This is a genomic window from Enterobacter cloacae complex sp. HYC042_NIDB (assembly GCF_056673315.1).
On the sequence record NZ_CP109650.1, the window covers coordinates 4352730 to 4367775 of the forward strand.

The window sequence follows — 15046 nt, forward strand, 5'->3', positions numbered from 1 at the left end:
TTAAATCCCTGGTTTTAGTATGGTTTAACGGAAAAGAAAAACCCCGGAGCAAGCTCCAGGGTTTGGGGTACAGACAAACGCTTCAACAGCAGTGACTTACTTGTCGCCCAACTGCTCTGACATGGTGTTGCCCGGGTTTGGCGTACGCGGTTCATCGACCGGACGCGGCGCGCGCGGGGTACCATTGTTGTCAGAATTGTTGGAAGCGCCTGGGTCTTCCCAGCCTGCTGGCGGACGCACTTCGCGGCGAGCCATCAGGTCGTCAATCTGCGGTGCATCGATGGTCTCATATTTCATGAGCGCATCTTTCATCGAATGCAGAATGTCCATATTGTCGTTCAGGATCTGACGCGCGCGACCGTAGTTACGTTCAATCAGCGCTTTCACTTCCTGGTCGATGATACGTGCCGTCTCATCGGACATATGTTTTGCTTTCGCTACGGAGCGGCCCAGGAATACTTCACCCTCTTCCTCTGCATACAGCAGCGGACCGAGTTTGTCGGAGAAGCCCCATTGAGTCACCATGTTACGCGCCAGGTTTGTCGCCACTTTAATGTCGTTCGACGCACCGGTAGAAACATGTTCTGGACCGTAGATGATCTCTTCTGCCAGACGACCGCCGTACAGGGTCGAAATCTGGCTTTCCAGCTTCTGACGGCTGGCGCTGATCGCGTCGCCCTCAGGCAGGAAGAAGGTCACACCCAGCGCACGGCCGCGCGGAATAATCGTTACCTTGTGTACCGGATCGTGTTCCGGCACCAGGCGACCGATAATCGCGTGACCCGCTTCGTGGTAAGCCGTGGACTCTTTCTGCGCTTCCGTCATCACCATGGAGCGACGTTCCGCACCCATCATGATTTTGTCTTTCGCTTTCTCGAACTCAACCATGGAGACCACGCGCTTGTTACCGCGAGCGGCAAACAGTGCAGCTTCGTTGACCAGGTTAGCCAGGTCCGCACCGGAGAAGCCCGGGGTACCGCGCGCAATGATGGCCGCGTCGATATCTGGCGCCAGCGGTACGCGACGCATGTGCACTTTCAGAATCTGTTCACGACCACGAACATCCGGCAGACCGACAACAACCTGACGGTCGAAACGGCCTGGACGCAGCAGCGCAGGGTCAAGTACGTCCGGACGGTTAGTCGCCGCGATAACGATAATACCTTCGTTACCTTCGAAGCCGTCCATCTCAACCAGCATCTGGTTCAGGGTCTGCTCACGCTCATCGTGACCACCGCCCAGGCCCGCGCCACGCTGGCGGCCTACGGCGTCGATTTCATCGATAAAGATGATGCACGGTGCTGCCTTCTTGGCCTGCTCGAACATGTCACGCACACGAGATGCACCGACACCCACGAACATTTCAACGAAGTCAGAACCTGAAATAGTAAAGAACGGCACCTTCGCTTCACCCGCGATGGCTTTCGCCAGCAGGGTTTTACCGGTACCCGGAGGGCCTACCATCAGGACGCCTTTCGGGATCTTACCGCCCAGTTTCTGGAAACGGCTCGGCTCGCGCAGGTATTCAACCAGTTCACCCACTTCTTCTTTTGCTTCGTCACAACCGGCGACGTCAGCAAACGTGGTCTTGATCTGGTCTTCCGTCAACATACGCGCCTTGCTCTTACCGAACGACATGGCACCTTTGCCACCGCCGCCCTGCATCTGGCGCATAAAGAAGATCCAGACGCCGATAAGAAGTAGCATCGGGAACCAGGAAATGAAGATAGAAGCCAGCAGGCTTGGTTCTTCTGGCGGCTCGCCTACCACTTTGACGTTTTTGGTCAGAAGGTTATCAAGCAGCTTAGGATCGTTCACCGGGATGTAAGTCGTGTAACGGTTACTATCTTTCTTGGTAACGTTGATCTCACGTCCGTTGATACGCGCTTCGCGAACCTGGTCCTGATTGACCTCTTGCAGGAAGGTAGAATAATCCACCTTGCGGCCATTCGACTCGCTGGGCCCAAAGCTCTGGAATACTGACATCAGCACAACGGCAATGACCAGCCAGAGTATTAGGTTTTTCGCCATGTCACTCAAGGGATTAACCTCATATTACAACTGTGTTAAAAACAGCGTCAGGATACTCTATATCCAGTTTCATTCAAACTTTCGTCTGAAATCTCCCGGTTATCATTTTCGCCCGGTCGCTACAATATACACTTCACGGGAACGGGCCCGGGAAGAGTCCGGCTTACGAACTTTGACCTTCGCAAACAGGGAGCGAATTTCCTTAAGATACTCCTCGAAACCTTCGCCCTGAAACACCTTCACAACAAAACTACCACCAGGCGCTAGTACATCACGACACATTTCTAACGCTAGCTCCACCAGATACATGGCGCGGGGGATATCCACCGCCGGTGTTCCGCACATATTTGGTGCCATATCCGACATGACAACCTGGACCTTACTGTCACCAACACGATCAAGTAACGCTTTCAGCACTAATTCATCACGAAAGTCGCCCTGAAGGAAGTCGACACCAACGATGGGATCCATTGGTAAAAGATCGCACGCGATGATTCGGCCCGTTCCGCCGATCTGCGTTACCGCATACTGGGACCATCCGCCAGGTGCCGCACCGAGGTCGACAACCGTCATCCCCGGCTTAAAAAGTTTGTCACTTTGCTGTATTTCATCAAGTTTAAACCAGGCACGGGAACGTAACCCCTTTTTCTGTGCCTGTTGAACATATTTATCGCTAAAGTGTTCCTGAAGCCAGCGGCTGGAACTGGCAGAACGCTTTTTACCTGTCATTTAACATTTCCGTCCTGGTTCATCGTTGCTTGCCTGTGACGTAAATTTCTACGCAGCTATTTGGCGATATAAGGGAGATGGCGGTAGAATGAACCGTTTTCAATCCCAACGTAAGCAAAAATATACGATGAATCTGAGTACTAAACAAAAACAGCACCTTAAAGGTCTGGCACATCCGCTCAAGCCTGTAGTCATGCTTGGCAACAATGGTTTGACCGAAGGGGTGCTTGCCGAGATTGAACAAGCGCTGGAACACCACGAGCTGATCAAGGTGAAAATCGCCTCTGAAGACAGAGACACTAAAAACCTGATCGTGGAAGCCATCGTGCGCGAAACCGGCGCCTGTAATGTACAGGTCATCGGTAAAACGCTGGTGCTCTATCGCCCATCTAAAGAGCGTAAAATCTCGCTGCCACGCTAAGGATATCCTGAATCAATCACATTTTCTGTGTGAAACGAGGGATTTCTTTCAGCAGGCTCAGCAAAATGCCATGCTCCTTGAGTTGATAAAAGGCCGCTATGCGGCCTTTTTCTTTTCTTTACAATGTATCAACATCTTAGTAGAGAAGCGAATTACAGGTATTCAACCTTGATAATTTCGTATTCCACTTCACCGCCAGGGGTGCGGATGGTGACAACATCGTCCTGCTCTTTGCCAATCAGGCCGCGAGCAATGGGTGAGTTCACCGAAATCAGGTTCTGTTTGAAGTCTGCTTCATCATCGCCCACGATGCGATAGGTTTGCTCTTCATCGTTGTCGAGGTTCAGAACGCTGACGGTAGAACCAAAGATCACGCGACCGTTGTTAGGCATTTTGGTGATATCGATAACCTGCGCATTAGACAGTTTCGCTTCGATATCTTTAATGCGCCCTTCACAGAAACCCTGCTGCTCGCGCGCCGCATGGTATTCAGCATTCTCTTTCAGGTCGCCATGCTCACGGGCTTCCGCGATAGCGGCGATGATTTCAGGGCGACGCACGGATTTCAGGAAATCCAGCTCTTCGCGCAGTTTTTCGGCACCACGTAAGGTCATCGGAATAGCTTGCATTTGTTATACCTCTTAAACATTCCTGTTGGGAGCAGTGTTCCCTGCTCCTGCCCCCCGAAGCGGGCAAGAAGCAAAAAGAAAACCGACCCGGGAGCGACGCCCCAGGTCAGCAGCAATTTTTCAATTTGATACGCATTTTACCGCGAAGTTCACTATGGGTCATCGTTTACTTTGCAGTGCCATGCACCGTAGTATGACGGTTTGTTTTCGGGTTGTTAGCGCGAGATTATGCGATTTTCCAGTTTTATCATCGGATTGACTACCAGTATAACGTTCACCGCCCAGGCCGCGAATGTTGATGAGTACATTAATCAGCTCCCCGCAGGCGCGAACCTCGCCCTGATGGTGCAGAAGGTTGGCACACAGGCTCCCGAGATTGACTATCACAGTCAACAGATGGCGCTGCCTGCCAGTACCCAGAAGGTGATCACTGCCCTCGCCGCCCTGCTCCAACTCGGGCCTGACTTCCGTTTTACCACCACGCTTGAAACCAAAGGTAACGTCGACGGTGGCGAACTAAAAGGCGATCTTATCGCCCGTTTCGGTGGCGATCCCACCTTTAAGCGCCAGGATATCCGCAACATGGTAGCGGTGTTGAAAAAATCCGGCGTGACAAAAATCGATGGCAACGTGCTGATCGATACCTCCATTTTTGCCAGCCACGATAAAGCACCAGGCTGGCCGTGGAACGACATGACGCAGTGCTTTAGCGCCCCGCCAGCCGCCGCGATTGTTGACCGCAACTGCTTCTCGATCTCCCTTTACAGCGCGCCCAAGCCAGATGATTTAGCGTTCATTCGCGTGGCATCTTACTATCCGGTGACCATGTTTAGCCAGGTGCGAACGCTGGCTAAAGGCTCCCCTGATGCCCAGTACTGCGAACTGGACGTGGTGCCTGGCGATCTTAACCGCTACACCCTCACCGGCTGCCTGACGCAGCGCGCCGATCCCCTGCCGCTGGCCTTCGCGATTCAGGATGGCGCAAGCTATGCGGGTGCGATTCTCAAGGATGAGCTGAAGCAGGCGGGAATAACCTACTCCGGCACGCTGCTACGCCAGACGCAGGTCAACCAGCCCGGAACGGTCATTGCCAGCAAACAGTCGCCACCGCTGCACGATTTGCTGCGAATTATGCTGAAAAAGTCTGACAACATGATTGCCGACACCGTGTTCCGCATGATTGGCCACGCGCGTTTCGGCGTGCCGGGAACCTGGCGCGCGGGCTCAGACGCTGTTCGTCAGATCCTGCGCCAGCAGGCGGGGATCGATCTGGGTAATACTATCGCCGTTGATGGTTCAGGATTATCGCGTCATAACCTGATTGCCCCAGCCACCATGATGCAGGTGCTTCAGTACATTGCACAACATGACACTGAGCTAAACTTTATCTCAATGCTGCCGCTTGCCGGACACGACGGTTCGCTGCAATACCGCGCCGGGCTTCACGCGGCAGGTGTGGATGGCAAAGTCTCCGCGAAAACAGGTTCACTGCAGGGGGTGTATAACCTGGCAGGGTTCATCACGACCGCCAGCGGACAGCGCATGGCATTCGTGCAGTATCTTTCCGGCTATGCCGTCGAACCGACCGACCAGCGCAACCGCCGTATTCCACTGGTTCGCTTCGAAAGCAGGCTTTATAAAGACATCTACCAGAATAACTAGCGATGAAACTACTTATAGTTGAAGACGATCTGTTATTACAGGAAGGACTGGCTCTGGGACTCGCCAATGAAGGCTATGCCCTGGACTGTGCCGGCACCGCGGCAGAAGCAGATGCCCTGATCCAGAGCGGCGAATACAGCCTGGTGATCCTTGACCTGGGCTTGCCGGACAAAGACGGCGCGACGTTGCTTACCCAGTGGCGTCGCCGGGGCATCGCCAATCCGGTGTTAATCCTGACGGCACGCGACGCCATTGAAGATCGTATTACCGGCCTTGATGCTGGCGCCGATGATTATCTGGTGAAGCCCTTTGCGCTTGCAGAACTTCAGGCTCGGGTGCGAGCGTTAATACGCCGTTATCAGGGCCATAGTGATAACTTACTAACCGACGGGGACATTACCCTGAATCTGCAAACCCAACAGGTATTGCGCCAGTCACAGCCCGTTGAAGTCACACCAAAAGAGTTCGCCTTGCTGACGCGTCTGATCATGCGAAGCGGACAAACGGTACACAGAGAAACCCTTCAGCAGGATATCTATTCCTGGCAGGACGATCCGGGGTCAAATACCCTGGAAGTCCACATCCACAACCTGCGTCGTAAGCTCGGCAAAGACCGGATTAAAACCGTCCGCGGCGTTGGCTACCGCCTGGAGAGCCAGAAATGAACAGCATGCGTCGGCGATTAATGGTGTTGCTGGCGGTCATTCTGTTATTTTTCCAGCTGATAAGCGTCATTTGGTTGTGGCACGAAAGCCGCGAGCAGATTGGCTTTCTGGTGAACGAAACGCTGTCGGCAAAATCGCGTAACAACCACGTCGAGAAAGAGATACGCGAAGCGATTGCCTCGCTGCTGGTTCCTTCCCTGGTGATGGTTGGGTTTACGTTGTTTTTCTCGTTCTGGGCGGTCACCTGGATAACCCGACCGCTGAACAAACTGCGCGTGAGCCTGGCTAACCGTTCGGCGGATAACCTAACCCCACTTCCTATGTATTCCGACATGGAAGAAATCGGCGCCGTTACCACCTCGCTCAATCAGCTACTCGCCAGGCTGGACAGTACCATTCAGCAGGAGCGTCTCTTCACGGCTGACGCCGCCCATGAACTGCGAACGCCTCTTGCCGGAATCAGGCTCCATCTGGAGCTCATGGCCCAGTCAGGCTCTACGCAGGCCACGACGCTCATCAGCCGTATTGACCAGCTAATGCACACCGTTGAGCAACTGCTGATGCTGGCCCGTGCAGGACAGGCAATGGCGAGCGGCCACTATGAAACCATCAACTGGACGGACACCATTATCACGCCTCTTGGTCTTGAGCATGAAGCCAAAGAGCATACGGTGATTTGGCCTGCTAAAAGCGCGCTCACGGTTCAGGGAGACGCGGTACTGCTGCGGCTGATGCTGCGCAACCTGCTGGAGAATGCCGGGCGCTACAGCCCGACAGGCACCACGATTACCGTGACGCTTACCGAGGTCGAAGGCGGTACGCAGCTCAGCGTTATCGATCAGGGGCCTGGTATTGACGAAGCGCATCGACAGTCGATCACGGAGCCGTTCCGTCGCCTCGATCAGCGTTACGGCGGCAGCGGCCTTGGCCTGAGTATCGTACAGCGCATCCTGCAGCTTCATCACGGTAAGCTGATGCTGGAGAATGGTGCTGAAGGCGGCCTGATAGCAAGCTGCTGGCTGCCCTCAACGCTGGAATGAAAAAAGCCCCCTGATGGGGGCTTTGGACAGACATTAGTGCTTGTAGATGAACTCGACGCCTTCTTCGTCGTCTTCATCCCAGTCATCGTCCCAGTCGTCTTCCTCTTCCGCTTCCAGCTCTTCGAGCTGCTGGCGGTGGTAGTCATCCCACATGAATTCGACTTTTTCTGGCTGTTTCGCTTCTTCAGCCTGAACGACAGGGTTATCGATGATGAAGGTCATCACATCCCAGCAGAGATCTTTCACGCCAACCTGACTTGCCGCGGAGATAAGGTAGTATTTATCTTCCCAGCCCATTGCTTCGGCAATCGCTTTGGCTTTCGCTTCGGCTTCCGCTTTATCCATCAGGTCGATCTTGTTGAAGACCAGCCAGCGTGGCTTACTCGCCAGTTTTTCGCTGTATTTTTCCAGCTCACCGATAATGATACGGGCGTTTTCAACCGGATCGGAACCGTCGATCGGATCGATGTCGATGAGGTGCAGCAGTACGCGGCAACGCTCAAGGTGCTTCAGGAAGCGAATACCCAGGCCAGCCCCTTCCGCAGCGCCTTCAATCAGGCCTGGGATATCAGCCACGACGAAGCTCTTCTCGTTATCCATACGGACAACGCCGAGGCTTGGTACCAGCGTGGTAAACGGATAGTCCGCTACTTTTGGCTTGGCCGCAGAGACGGCGCGAATGAACGTAGATTTACCTGCGTTTGGCATACCCAGCATACCCACGTCTGCCAGCAGCATAAGCTCCAGCTGCAGATCGCGCTTATCACCCGGGGTACCCATCGTTTTCTGACGCGGGGTACGGTTAACGGAAGATTTGAAACGGCTGTTACCCAGACCGTGCCAGCCGCCTTTCGCCACCATCAGGCGCTGACCGTGTTTGGTCATATCGCCCATGGTTTCACCGGTGCCCTGATCGATAACGCGCGTACCAACCGGAACCTTAATGGTCACGTCTTTACCGCGTTTACCGGTACAGTCACGGCTCTGGCCGTTCTGTCCGCGTTCTGCGCGGAAGGATTTTTCAAAGCGGTAGTCGATCAGCGTGTTGAGGTTTTCATCCGCCTCCAGCCACACGTCACCACCATCGCCACCGTCACCGCCGTCAGGGCCGCCACGAGGAATATATTTTTCACGGCGGAAGCTTACACAACCGTTACCGCCATCACCTGCCACGACCAGTATCGTCGCTTCATCAACAAACTTCATTTTACTCTCCGTAACTCATTCGCCTGAGCGGGGGACTACTACGACCGCTTCATTTTTGCGCCAACGTCCCCAAAGACGATGACCAATGGCGGAATACATCGCGCCCGCAACCACGACAAACGCACCGAGATAGCCCAACAGGTTGAGCATCGGTCTGACGAAGACATCGGGCCAGGCGATTGATAACAAATCTGAAAATAACAGCGTAAACAGCGGGGTAAGCGTGATCAATGCGCTCACCTGTGCTGCCTGCCAGCGCGCCATCGCTTCCGCCAGCGCGCCATAACCGACCAGCGTGTTAAGCCCACAAAAAATGAGGCACGCCAGTTGCCAGTCGCTCAGCTGGGTAATGACGCCCGGCTTCGCTAACGGCAATAATGCCACTGTACACAAAGTGTACAGCAAAAAAAGGATCTGCTGTGAGGCCAGGCGACGCAATAACACCTTTTGCGCGACGCCATAGCTCACCCAGACCGTTGCTGCACCCACGCCGAAGATCACGCCCCAGGTGTAGTCCGTAAGCCGGGTAAAAATCTCGATCAGGCTGGTGTTGAAGAACATCACCAGGCCGCATAGCAGCATGCTTGCCCCGATAATCTGCGTCCCGCGCATCTTCTCTTTGAGGATGAACACGCTCGCGACCATCATGCCCACAGGCGAAAGCTGACCAATCACCTGAGACGCCGTAGGGCTCAAATACTGCAGGGAAGAGCTGAACAGGATAAAGTTACCGAACAGACCGCCCGTCGCAATGGCCAGTAACACCAGCCATCGAGGTTTGCGGAAGAGCCGTAGCGGTGGAAGCTTGCCTTTAACTGCAAGGATGGTCCCGAGACCAATGCTTGCCATCAGGAAGCGATAAAAGACCACCGTAGGCGGCTCCATCACTTCCAGTACCTGCTTCATTGCAATTGGCAGCGCACCCCAGCACATTGCGGTCGTGAGCGCCAAAAGAATACCAATGCCGGCCTGCTGCTTCATGCCCGTTTTCCCTACAGAAAATTTTCCGGGTTTCCAATGTAAAAAGCCCCGCAACACGTTGCGGGGCTTTAATCCGTTACCGGACCGAGAAAACCTTACTCAGCAACGATGCTGATGTATTTACGGTTGTTCGGGCCTTTAACTTCAAATTTCACTTTACCGTCTGCTTTAGCAAACAGAGTGTGGTCACGACCGCAACCTACGTTGTTACCAGCGTGGAATTTGGTACCACGTTGACGAACGATGATGCTACCCGCCAGAACGGATTCGCCACCGAAACGCTTAACGCCCAGGCGTTTAGCTTCTGAATCGCGACCGTTACGTGTGGAGCCGCCAGCCTTTTTATGTGCCATTTAAATCTCTCCTCAGGTCTTAGGCGCTGATGCCAGTAATTTTCACATCAGTGAACCACTGACGGTGGCCCTGCTGCTTACGGTAGTGTTTACGACGACGAAACTTAACGATTTTAACTTTCTCGCCACGACCGTGTGCAACAACTTCAGCTTTGATAACGCCGCCATCAACGAAAGGAACGCCGATTTTGACTTCTTCACCGTTTGCGATCATCAGAACTTCTGCGAACTCAACAGATTCGCCAGTTGCGATGTCCAGCTTTTCCAGGCGAACGGTCTGACCTTCGCTTACTCGGTGTTGTTTACCACCACTTTGGAAAACCGCGTACATATAAACTCCGCTTCCGCGCACGTCCTCGTATGAATCAGAGTGCGCTATAAATATTCACAATAGGGCGCGAATATTACGCAAAACGCGAGCCTTTGACAAGTGCTACCGTCAATACATGAAGAAAAAAAACACAACACGTACGGTAACGTTTATCTGAGCCGTTTTTTCAGTACAATCAGCACTACTATTGATAAACCGAAACCCTTCGTTACCCCATTGAAGATGGGATCAACAGGATAAAAAGCCCGGCTTTTGCGATGAATTTAGAAAAAATCAACGAGTTAACCGCGCAAGATATGGCGGGTGTAAATGCAGCAATCCTGGAGCAACTCAACTCTGACGTTCAGCTGATCAATCAGTTGGGCTATTACATTGTCAGCGGCGGCGGTAAACGCATTCGCCCGATGATTGCCATTCTGGCTGCCAGAGCCGTTGGCTATCAGGGAAATGCCCACGTGACGATCGCCGCGCTGATCGAATTTATTCACACCGCGACGCTTCTGCATGACGATGTTGTGGATGAATCCGATATGCGTCGTGGCAAAGCCACGGCAAACGCTGCCTTCGGGAACGCCGCCAGCGTTCTGGTCGGGGACTTTATCTATACCCGCGCCTTCCAGATGATGACCAGCCTGGGCTCTCTGAAAGTGCTCGAGGTGATGTCCGAAGCCGTCAACGTCATCGCTGAAGGCGAAGTGCTGCAGCTGATGAACGTCAATGACCCCGATATCACCGAAGAAAACTACATGCGCGTTATCTACAGCAAAACAGCGCGCCTGTTTGAAGCGGCCGCCCAGTGTTCCGGCATCCTGGCTGGCTGTTCCGAGGCGCAGGAAAAAGGACTGCAGGATTATGGGCGCTATCTGGGTACCGCCTTCCAGCTGATTGATGATTTGCTGGACTACAGCGCGGACGGCGAAACGCTCGGCAAAAACGTTGGCGATGACCTGAATGAAGGCAAACCGACCCTGCCGCTGCTTCACGCGATGCGTAACGGAACGGCTGACCAGGCGAAAATGATCCGTGAAGCGATCGAACAGGGAAATGGTCGCCATCTTCTGGAACCTGTACTGGAAACGATGGCCATCTGCGGCTCGCTGGAATGGACCCGCCAGCGTGCTGAAGAAGAGGCTGACAAAGCCATCGAAGCTCTCCAGGTTATTCCAGACAGCCCATGGCGCGATGCCCTGATTGGTCTTGCCCACATCGCTGTTCAACGCGACCGTTAATCTTGCCCCCACCTCCCCGTATCCATCGCGGGGAGGTTCAAAAACGCACCAGTAAATTCCGCATTCATGTAAATGAATCGGGTTAGAGCCCGCATGAATAAAGCCATGTCTTATTCTGAATATCCCTTCAAGTAACGCGAACTTTTTAGAACAAGAAGTCGAAATGAGTATAGTAAGCCAGTCGTTTCAGAAGAAACGGCGTAGGTGAATCCGAACTTAAGGACAGCGTTATGGATACGAAATTTATCGACTGGCATACGGCAGATATCATTGCGGCACTGCGCAAAAGAGGTACGTCACTTGCAGCAGAGTCCCGCCGCCATGGTCTGAGTTCTTCCACCCTGGCCAACGCCCTGACCCGCCCCTGGCCAAAGGGAGAATTGATTATCGCGACGGCGCTGGAGACGCACCCGTGGGTGATCTGGCCTTCACGTTATCACGATCCTGTTACTCATGAATTTATCGACAGAACGCGCATGATGCGCCAGAGAAAAGCAAAAACAGAACCGCAGGGATAACGGTTTTTTTGACAGGAATAGCAACCCCCCGGTCATTTCTGGCAGGGGGCTGCCGGAACGATTACTCGCCCTTCACACGCTCGATATTGGCACCCAGCGCGCGCAGTTTGTCTTCAATACGTTCATAGCCACGATCGATGTGATAAATACGATCCACCACCGTTGTGCCTTCCGCGATACAGCCCGCCAGCACCAGGCTTGCAGACGCGCGCAGATCCGTTGCCATTACCTGAGCACCGGACAGTTTCTCAACGCCATGGCAAATCACGGTGTTACTTTCGATCTCAGCATGTGCACCCATACGGATCAGTTCAGGTACGTGCATAAAACGGTTTTCGAAAATCGTCTCGGTAATCACACCGGTTCCTTCGGCAACCAGGTTCAGCAGAGTGAACTGTGCCTGCATATCGGTCGGGAATGCCGGATGCGGAGCCGTACGCACGGTCACCGCTTTAGGACGCTTGCCGTGCATGTCGAGGCTGATCCAGTCTTCACCGGTTTCAACATCGGCACCCGCTTCACGCAGCTTCGCCAGAACGGCATCCAGAGTGTCTGGCTGTGCATTACGGCAGACAATCTTACCGCCAGAGATCGCCGCAGCCACCAGGAAGGTGCCGGTTTCGATACGGTCCGGCAGAACGCGATACACACCGCCGCCCAGACGCTCAACGCCTTCAATGGTGATGCGGTCAGTACCCTGGCCGGAAATCTTCGCGCCCAGCGCCACGAGGAAATTGGCGGTATCCACGATCTCCGGTTCGCGCGCGGCGTTTTCGATGATGGTGGTACCTTCTGCCAGCGTTGCCGCAGACATGATGGTGACGGTAGCGCCTACGCTCACTTTGTCCATGACAATGTGCGCGCCTTTCAGACGACCGTTGACGGAGGCCTTAACGTAACCCTCTTCCAGCTTGATCTCTGCGCCCAGTTTCTCCAGGCCAAAGATATGCAGGTCAACCGGACGCGCGCCGATGGCGCAACCGCCCGGCAGCGAAACCTGACCCTGACCGAAACGTGCCACCAGCGGGCCAAGCGCCCAGATAGATGCACGCATGGTTTTAACCAGATCGTAAGGCGCAGAGAAGTTGTTCACGTTGCTGGCGTCGATCCAGACGGAACCGTTGCGCTCAACTTTAGTGCCCAACTGGGTGAGCAACTTCATGGTCGTGTCGATATCTTTCAGCTTCGGTACGTTCTGAATTTCTACCGGCTCTTCCGCGAGCAGCGCAGCAAAGAGGATTGGCAGCGCGGCGTTCTTCGCGCCAGAAATTGTGACTTCGCCCTGGAGACGCGTTGGCCCCTGTACACGAAATTTATCCATTGTGTGCTCTCTTATAAATTCAACCGTGCTGCGGGCCTGTCGCCCTCAGCTCAAAAACCGTTTAGTTTGCGATCGCGTGCCCACTCTTGCGGGGTGAACGCTTTAATCGACAGGGCGTGGATGCGGTTATCCGCAATATATTCCATCAGCGGCGCGTACACAGCCTGCTGCTTCTTCACACGGCTCATACCGTCGAACATCTCACCCACAGCAATAACCTGGAAGTGACTGCCATCGCCAGTGACGTGGGCTTCCTGAAGGGAGAGTGCATTCATCAGCACTGTCTGGATTTCATGATTTTCCATGGGCTCTTAATCATCTGATAGTGAAAACAAGCCCAACATCTTAGAGCAAAGTGGCGTCGTCTTAAACAAGCAAAAAGCCCCGACGATGAAACTGTCAGGGCTTTCGGAAGTAACGCACTGAAAATATTAACGAGGCAGTACGTCCTGAGGCAGATTGTAGAGTTGCGCAAGGGTAACGACATTGTCACTCGCGCCATGAAGCATGACGCTTGTTCCCTGCTTTTTGCCCACGGCAACCAGATGGGCGAGCAGCGCAACGCCTGCCGTATCCACCCGCGTGACGTCGGTTAAGTCGATAAGCGTCACGCCCTGCATCGCTTCCTGGCGTTTATCCCACAGTGGGTTCAGCAGATCCTGGTCCAGCTCACCGGACAGCCTTAACGTCTCACCTTCACGCGACCAGCGGAGTTGCTGCGACATTACTTCTTCTCGTCCAGGGTAATTTTCTGACGAGCAATGGACTGCAGCTGTGCGGTCAGGCCATCAATGCCCTTGGTGCGCAGCAGGTCGCTCCACTCGTTTTGTTTAGTGGTGATCATGCTCACCCCTTCGGCGATCATGTCATACGCCTGCCAGTGGCCGGTCTGGCTGTTTTTACGCCACTGGAAATCCAGGCGCACCGGCGGACGGCCGTTAGGATCGATGATCGTTACGCGAATAGGCACGATGGTCGCATCACCCAGCGGCTGCTCCGGGGCGATCTGATAGGTCTGACCGTGGTACATCGCCAGCGCCTGACCATACGCCTGCTTCAGGTATTCACGGAATGCGGCAAAATAGGCCTCACGCTGCGCCGGGGTGGCGTCTTTGTAATAGCGGCCGAGCACCAGCGCTCCCGCATATTTGATCTGCACATACGGCAGCAGTTCCTGGTCAACCACGTCACGCAGATAGTCAGGATTCGCGCGAATTTTTGGCTGTTCGTTTTTGAGACGGTCGAAGGTTTTCTTCGCAGCTTCGTTCATCAGTTTGTACGGGTTGCTCTGATCCGCAGCATGTGCCGCAGTGAGAGGGGCAATGACCAGCATGGCAACCATTAACAGTCGTTTAAACATGAATGACTTCTCCTGAATTAATTCGCAGCACCAGGGGTCGGCGCAACGTTGGTATGGTCTTCACTCTGCGCAGGGGCATCGTCAGACTTTTTATCATCCCCTTTACTGTTGTAAAGGAACTGACCAATCATGTCCTCCAGCACCATCGCGGACTTCGTATCCTGGATAACGCTACCGTCTTTAAGGATAGTCGTTCCCAGCTCAGGATCTTCAAAGCCGACGTTAAGTGCCAGATATTGTTCACCCAGCAGGCCGGAAGTACGGATAGAAAGGGAGCTGGTGTCCGGAATGTGGTTGTAACGTTCTTCGATATCCATCGCGACGCGCGGCAGATACGTTTTCTCATCGAGCGTAATGTCAGATACGCGGCCGATCACCACACCGCCAATGCGGACCGGTGAACGCGCCTTCAGCCCGCCGATGTTATCGAACGTGGCATAGATGCGATACGTCGGCTCGGTGCGCACAGACGTAATATCTGCCGCTCTCAGGCAGATAAACAGCGCCGCCAGCAGCGCCAGCAGCAGGAAAACGCCGACCCAAATTTCATTTTTTCTCGTTTGCATGAAC

The 15046-nt window shown here is 54.0% G+C and carries 18 protein-coding genes; 6 read left to right on the forward strand and 12 right to left on the reverse strand.

What is annotated here, in order from left to right; translation table 11 throughout:
• Positions 1-96 precede the first annotated feature (96 nt).
• Together ftsH and rlmE are read right to left on the reverse strand one after the other, a co-directional pair.
• Complete coding sequence (ftsH, locus tag OKF39_RS20790; RefSeq protein WP_013098921.1) at positions 97-2031, reverse strand: ATP-dependent zinc metalloprotease FtsH; 1935 nt, start codon at positions 2029-2031, stop codon at positions 97-99.
• A 102-nt stretch (positions 2032-2133) separates the two neighbouring features.
• A complete protein-coding gene (gene rlmE, locus OKF39_RS20795; RefSeq protein WP_003861812.1) occupies positions 2134-2760 on the reverse strand; it encodes a 23S rRNA (uridine(2552)-2'-O)-methyltransferase RlmE in 627 nt (208 codons plus the stop codon).
• 127 nt (positions 2761-2887) lie between these two features.
• Between rlmE and yhbY the strand changes: the two genes are divergently transcribed.
• Positions 2888-3181: a ribosome assembly RNA-binding protein YhbY gene (gene yhbY, locus OKF39_RS20800; RefSeq protein ID WP_003861814.1), complete on the forward strand. Its 294-nt coding sequence runs from the start codon at positions 2888-2890 to the stop codon at positions 3179-3181.
• Between the two features lie 152 nt (positions 3182-3333).
• Here the strand turns inward: yhbY and greA are convergent, their stop codons facing one another.
• A complete protein-coding gene (greA, locus tag OKF39_RS20805; protein WP_006812122.1) occupies positions 3334-3810 on the reverse strand; it encodes a transcription elongation factor GreA in 477 nt (158 codons plus the stop codon).
• Positions 3811-4038: 228 nt separating this feature from the next.
• Here greA and dacB point away from each other — a divergent pair, with 228 nt between their 5' ends.
• Genes dacB through pmrB form a run of 3 tightly spaced genes read left to right on the forward strand, consistent with a single transcriptional unit; the run spans position 4039 to position 7177 of the window.
• Positions 4039-5472, forward strand: coding sequence for a serine-type D-Ala-D-Ala carboxypeptidase (gene dacB / locus OKF39_RS20810; protein ID WP_479983325.1), 1434 nt, complete (start codon positions 4039-4041; stop codon positions 5470-5472).
• A gap of 2 nt (positions 5473-5474) precedes the next feature.
• Positions 5475-6137 carry a two-component system response regulator PmrA gene (gene pmrA, locus OKF39_RS20815; protein WP_028014555.1) on the forward strand — a complete coding sequence of 221 codons (663 nt, stop codon included), beginning with the start codon at positions 5475-5477 and terminating at the stop codon, positions 6135-6137.
• Positions 6134-7177, forward strand: a complete 1044-nt coding sequence (gene pmrB, locus OKF39_RS20820; protein ID WP_041907874.1) for a two-component system sensor histidine kinase PmrB — start codon at positions 6134-6136, stop codon at positions 7175-7177. Before pmrA ends, pmrB begins: the two co-directional genes overlap by 4 nt.
• Before the next feature lie 33 nt (positions 7178-7210).
• Here the strand turns inward: pmrB and cgtA are convergent, their stop codons facing one another.
• From cgtA to rplU, 4 genes are all read right to left on the reverse strand, one after another.
• Positions 7211-8383 carry an Obg family GTPase CgtA gene (gene cgtA / locus OKF39_RS20825; RefSeq protein ID WP_479983326.1) on the reverse strand — a complete coding sequence of 391 codons (1173 nt, stop codon included), beginning with the start codon at positions 8381-8383 and terminating at the stop codon, positions 7211-7213.
• Positions 8384-8398: 15 nt separating this feature from the next.
• Positions 8399-9364: a DMT family transporter gene (locus OKF39_RS20830; RefSeq protein ID WP_479983327.1), complete on the reverse strand. Its 966-nt coding sequence runs from the start codon at positions 9362-9364 to the stop codon at positions 8399-8401.
• A 95-nt stretch (positions 9365-9459) separates the two neighbouring features.
• Positions 9460-9717, reverse strand: coding sequence for a 50S ribosomal protein L27 (rpmA, locus tag OKF39_RS20835; RefSeq protein ID WP_004385076.1), 258 nt, complete (start codon positions 9715-9717; stop codon positions 9460-9462).
• A gap of 19 nt (positions 9718-9736) precedes the next feature.
• Positions 9737-10048: a 50S ribosomal protein L21 gene (gene rplU, locus OKF39_RS20840; protein ID WP_003025032.1), complete on the reverse strand. Its 312-nt coding sequence runs from the start codon at positions 10046-10048 to the stop codon at positions 9737-9739.
• Between the two features lie 257 nt (positions 10049-10305).
• On the opposite strand from rplU, the gene ispB reads away from it, so the two are divergent.
• Together ispB and sfsB are read left to right on the forward strand one after the other, a co-directional pair.
• A complete protein-coding gene (ispB, locus tag OKF39_RS20845; RefSeq protein ID WP_028014558.1) occupies positions 10306-11277 on the forward strand; it encodes an octaprenyl diphosphate synthase in 972 nt (323 codons plus the stop codon).
• 230 nt (positions 11278-11507) lie between these two features.
• Positions 11508-11795, forward strand: coding sequence for a DNA-binding transcriptional regulator SfsB (gene sfsB, locus OKF39_RS20850; RefSeq protein WP_028014559.1), 288 nt, complete (start codon positions 11508-11510; stop codon positions 11793-11795).
• A gap of 61 nt (positions 11796-11856) precedes the next feature.
• On the opposite strand, the gene murA is transcribed toward sfsB, so the two are convergent.
• The 5 genes from murA to mlaD all read right to left on the reverse strand — a co-directional run bounded on the left by murA (position 11857) and on the right by mlaD (position 15042).
• Positions 11857-13116, reverse strand: coding sequence for a UDP-N-acetylglucosamine 1-carboxyvinyltransferase (gene murA / locus OKF39_RS20855; RefSeq protein WP_028014560.1), 1260 nt, complete (start codon positions 13114-13116; stop codon positions 11857-11859).
• 50 nt (positions 13117-13166) lie between these two features.
• Positions 13167-13421: a BolA family iron metabolism protein IbaG gene (gene ibaG, locus OKF39_RS20860; RefSeq protein WP_008501458.1), complete on the reverse strand. Its 255-nt coding sequence runs from the start codon at positions 13419-13421 to the stop codon at positions 13167-13169.
• 126 nt (positions 13422-13547) lie between these two features.
• Entirely contained in the window at positions 13548-13841 is a 294-nt protein-coding gene (gene mlaB / locus OKF39_RS20865; protein ID WP_028014561.1) for a lipid asymmetry maintenance protein MlaB, read from the reverse strand.
• Positions 13841-14476 carry a phospholipid-binding protein MlaC gene (gene mlaC / locus OKF39_RS20870; RefSeq protein ID WP_049136841.1) on the reverse strand — a complete coding sequence of 212 codons (636 nt, stop codon included), beginning with the start codon at positions 14474-14476 and terminating at the stop codon, positions 13841-13843. Before mlaC ends, mlaB begins: the two co-directional genes overlap by 1 nt.
• A 17-nt stretch (positions 14477-14493) precedes the next feature.
• Positions 14494-15042 carry an outer membrane lipid asymmetry maintenance protein MlaD gene (gene mlaD / locus OKF39_RS20875; RefSeq protein WP_041911946.1) on the reverse strand — a complete coding sequence of 183 codons (549 nt, stop codon included), beginning with the start codon at positions 15040-15042 and terminating at the stop codon, positions 14494-14496.
• Positions 15043-15046 lie beyond the last annotated feature (4 nt).

Bases quoted from the DNA above. Each gene is read 5' to 3' on its own strand.
- ftsH (WP_013098921.1), bottom strand. From the start codon at position 2,031: ATGGCGAAAAACCTAATACTCTGGCTGGTCATTGCCGTTGTGCTGATG.
- rlmE (WP_003861812.1), bottom strand. From the start codon at position 2,760: ATGACAGGTAAAAAGCGTTCTGCCAGTTCCAGCCGCTGGCTTCAGGAA.
- yhbY (WP_003861814.1), top strand. From the start codon at position 2,888: ATGAATCTGAGTACTAAACAAAAACAGCACCTTAAAGGTCTGGCACAT.
- greA (WP_006812122.1), bottom strand. From the start codon at position 3,810: ATGCAAGCTATTCCGATGACCTTACGTGGTGCCGAAAAACTGCGCGAA.
- dacB (WP_479983325.1), top strand. From the start codon at position 4,039: ATGCGATTTTCCAGTTTTATCATCGGATTGACTACCAGTATAACGTTC.
- pmrA (WP_028014555.1), top strand. From the start codon at position 5,475: ATGAAACTACTTATAGTTGAAGACGATCTGTTATTACAGGAAGGACTG.
- pmrB (WP_041907874.1), top strand. From the start codon at position 6,134: ATGAACAGCATGCGTCGGCGATTAATGGTGTTGCTGGCGGTCATTCTG.
- cgtA (WP_479983326.1), bottom strand. From the start codon at position 8,383: ATGAAGTTTGTTGATGAAGCGACGATACTGGTCGTGGCAGGTGATGGC.
- OKF39_RS20830 (WP_479983327.1), bottom strand. From the start codon at position 9,364: ATGAAGCAGCAGGCCGGCATTGGTATTCTTTTGGCGCTCACGACCGCA.
- rpmA (WP_004385076.1), bottom strand. From the start codon at position 9,717: ATGGCACATAAAAAGGCTGGCGGCTCCACACGTAACGGTCGCGATTCA.
- rplU (WP_003025032.1), bottom strand. From the start codon at position 10,048: ATGTACGCGGTTTTCCAAAGTGGTGGTAAACAACACCGAGTAAGCGAA.
- ispB (WP_028014558.1), top strand. From the start codon at position 10,306: ATGAATTTAGAAAAAATCAACGAGTTAACCGCGCAAGATATGGCGGGT.
- sfsB (WP_028014559.1), top strand. From the start codon at position 11,508: ATGGATACGAAATTTATCGACTGGCATACGGCAGATATCATTGCGGCA.
- murA (WP_028014560.1), bottom strand. From the start codon at position 13,116: ATGGATAAATTTCGTGTACAGGGGCCAACGCGTCTCCAGGGCGAAGTC.
- ibaG (WP_008501458.1), bottom strand. From the start codon at position 13,421: ATGGAAAATCATGAAATCCAGACAGTGCTGATGAATGCACTCTCCCTT.
- mlaB (WP_028014561.1), bottom strand. From the start codon at position 13,841: ATGTCGCAGCAACTCCGCTGGTCGCGTGAAGGTGAGACGTTAAGGCTG.
- mlaC (WP_049136841.1), bottom strand. From the start codon at position 14,476: ATGTTTAAACGACTGTTAATGGTTGCCATGCTGGTCATTGCCCCTCTC.
- mlaD (WP_041911946.1), bottom strand. From the start codon at position 15,042: ATGCAAACGAGAAAAAATGAAATTTGGGTCGGCGTTTTCCTGCTGCTG.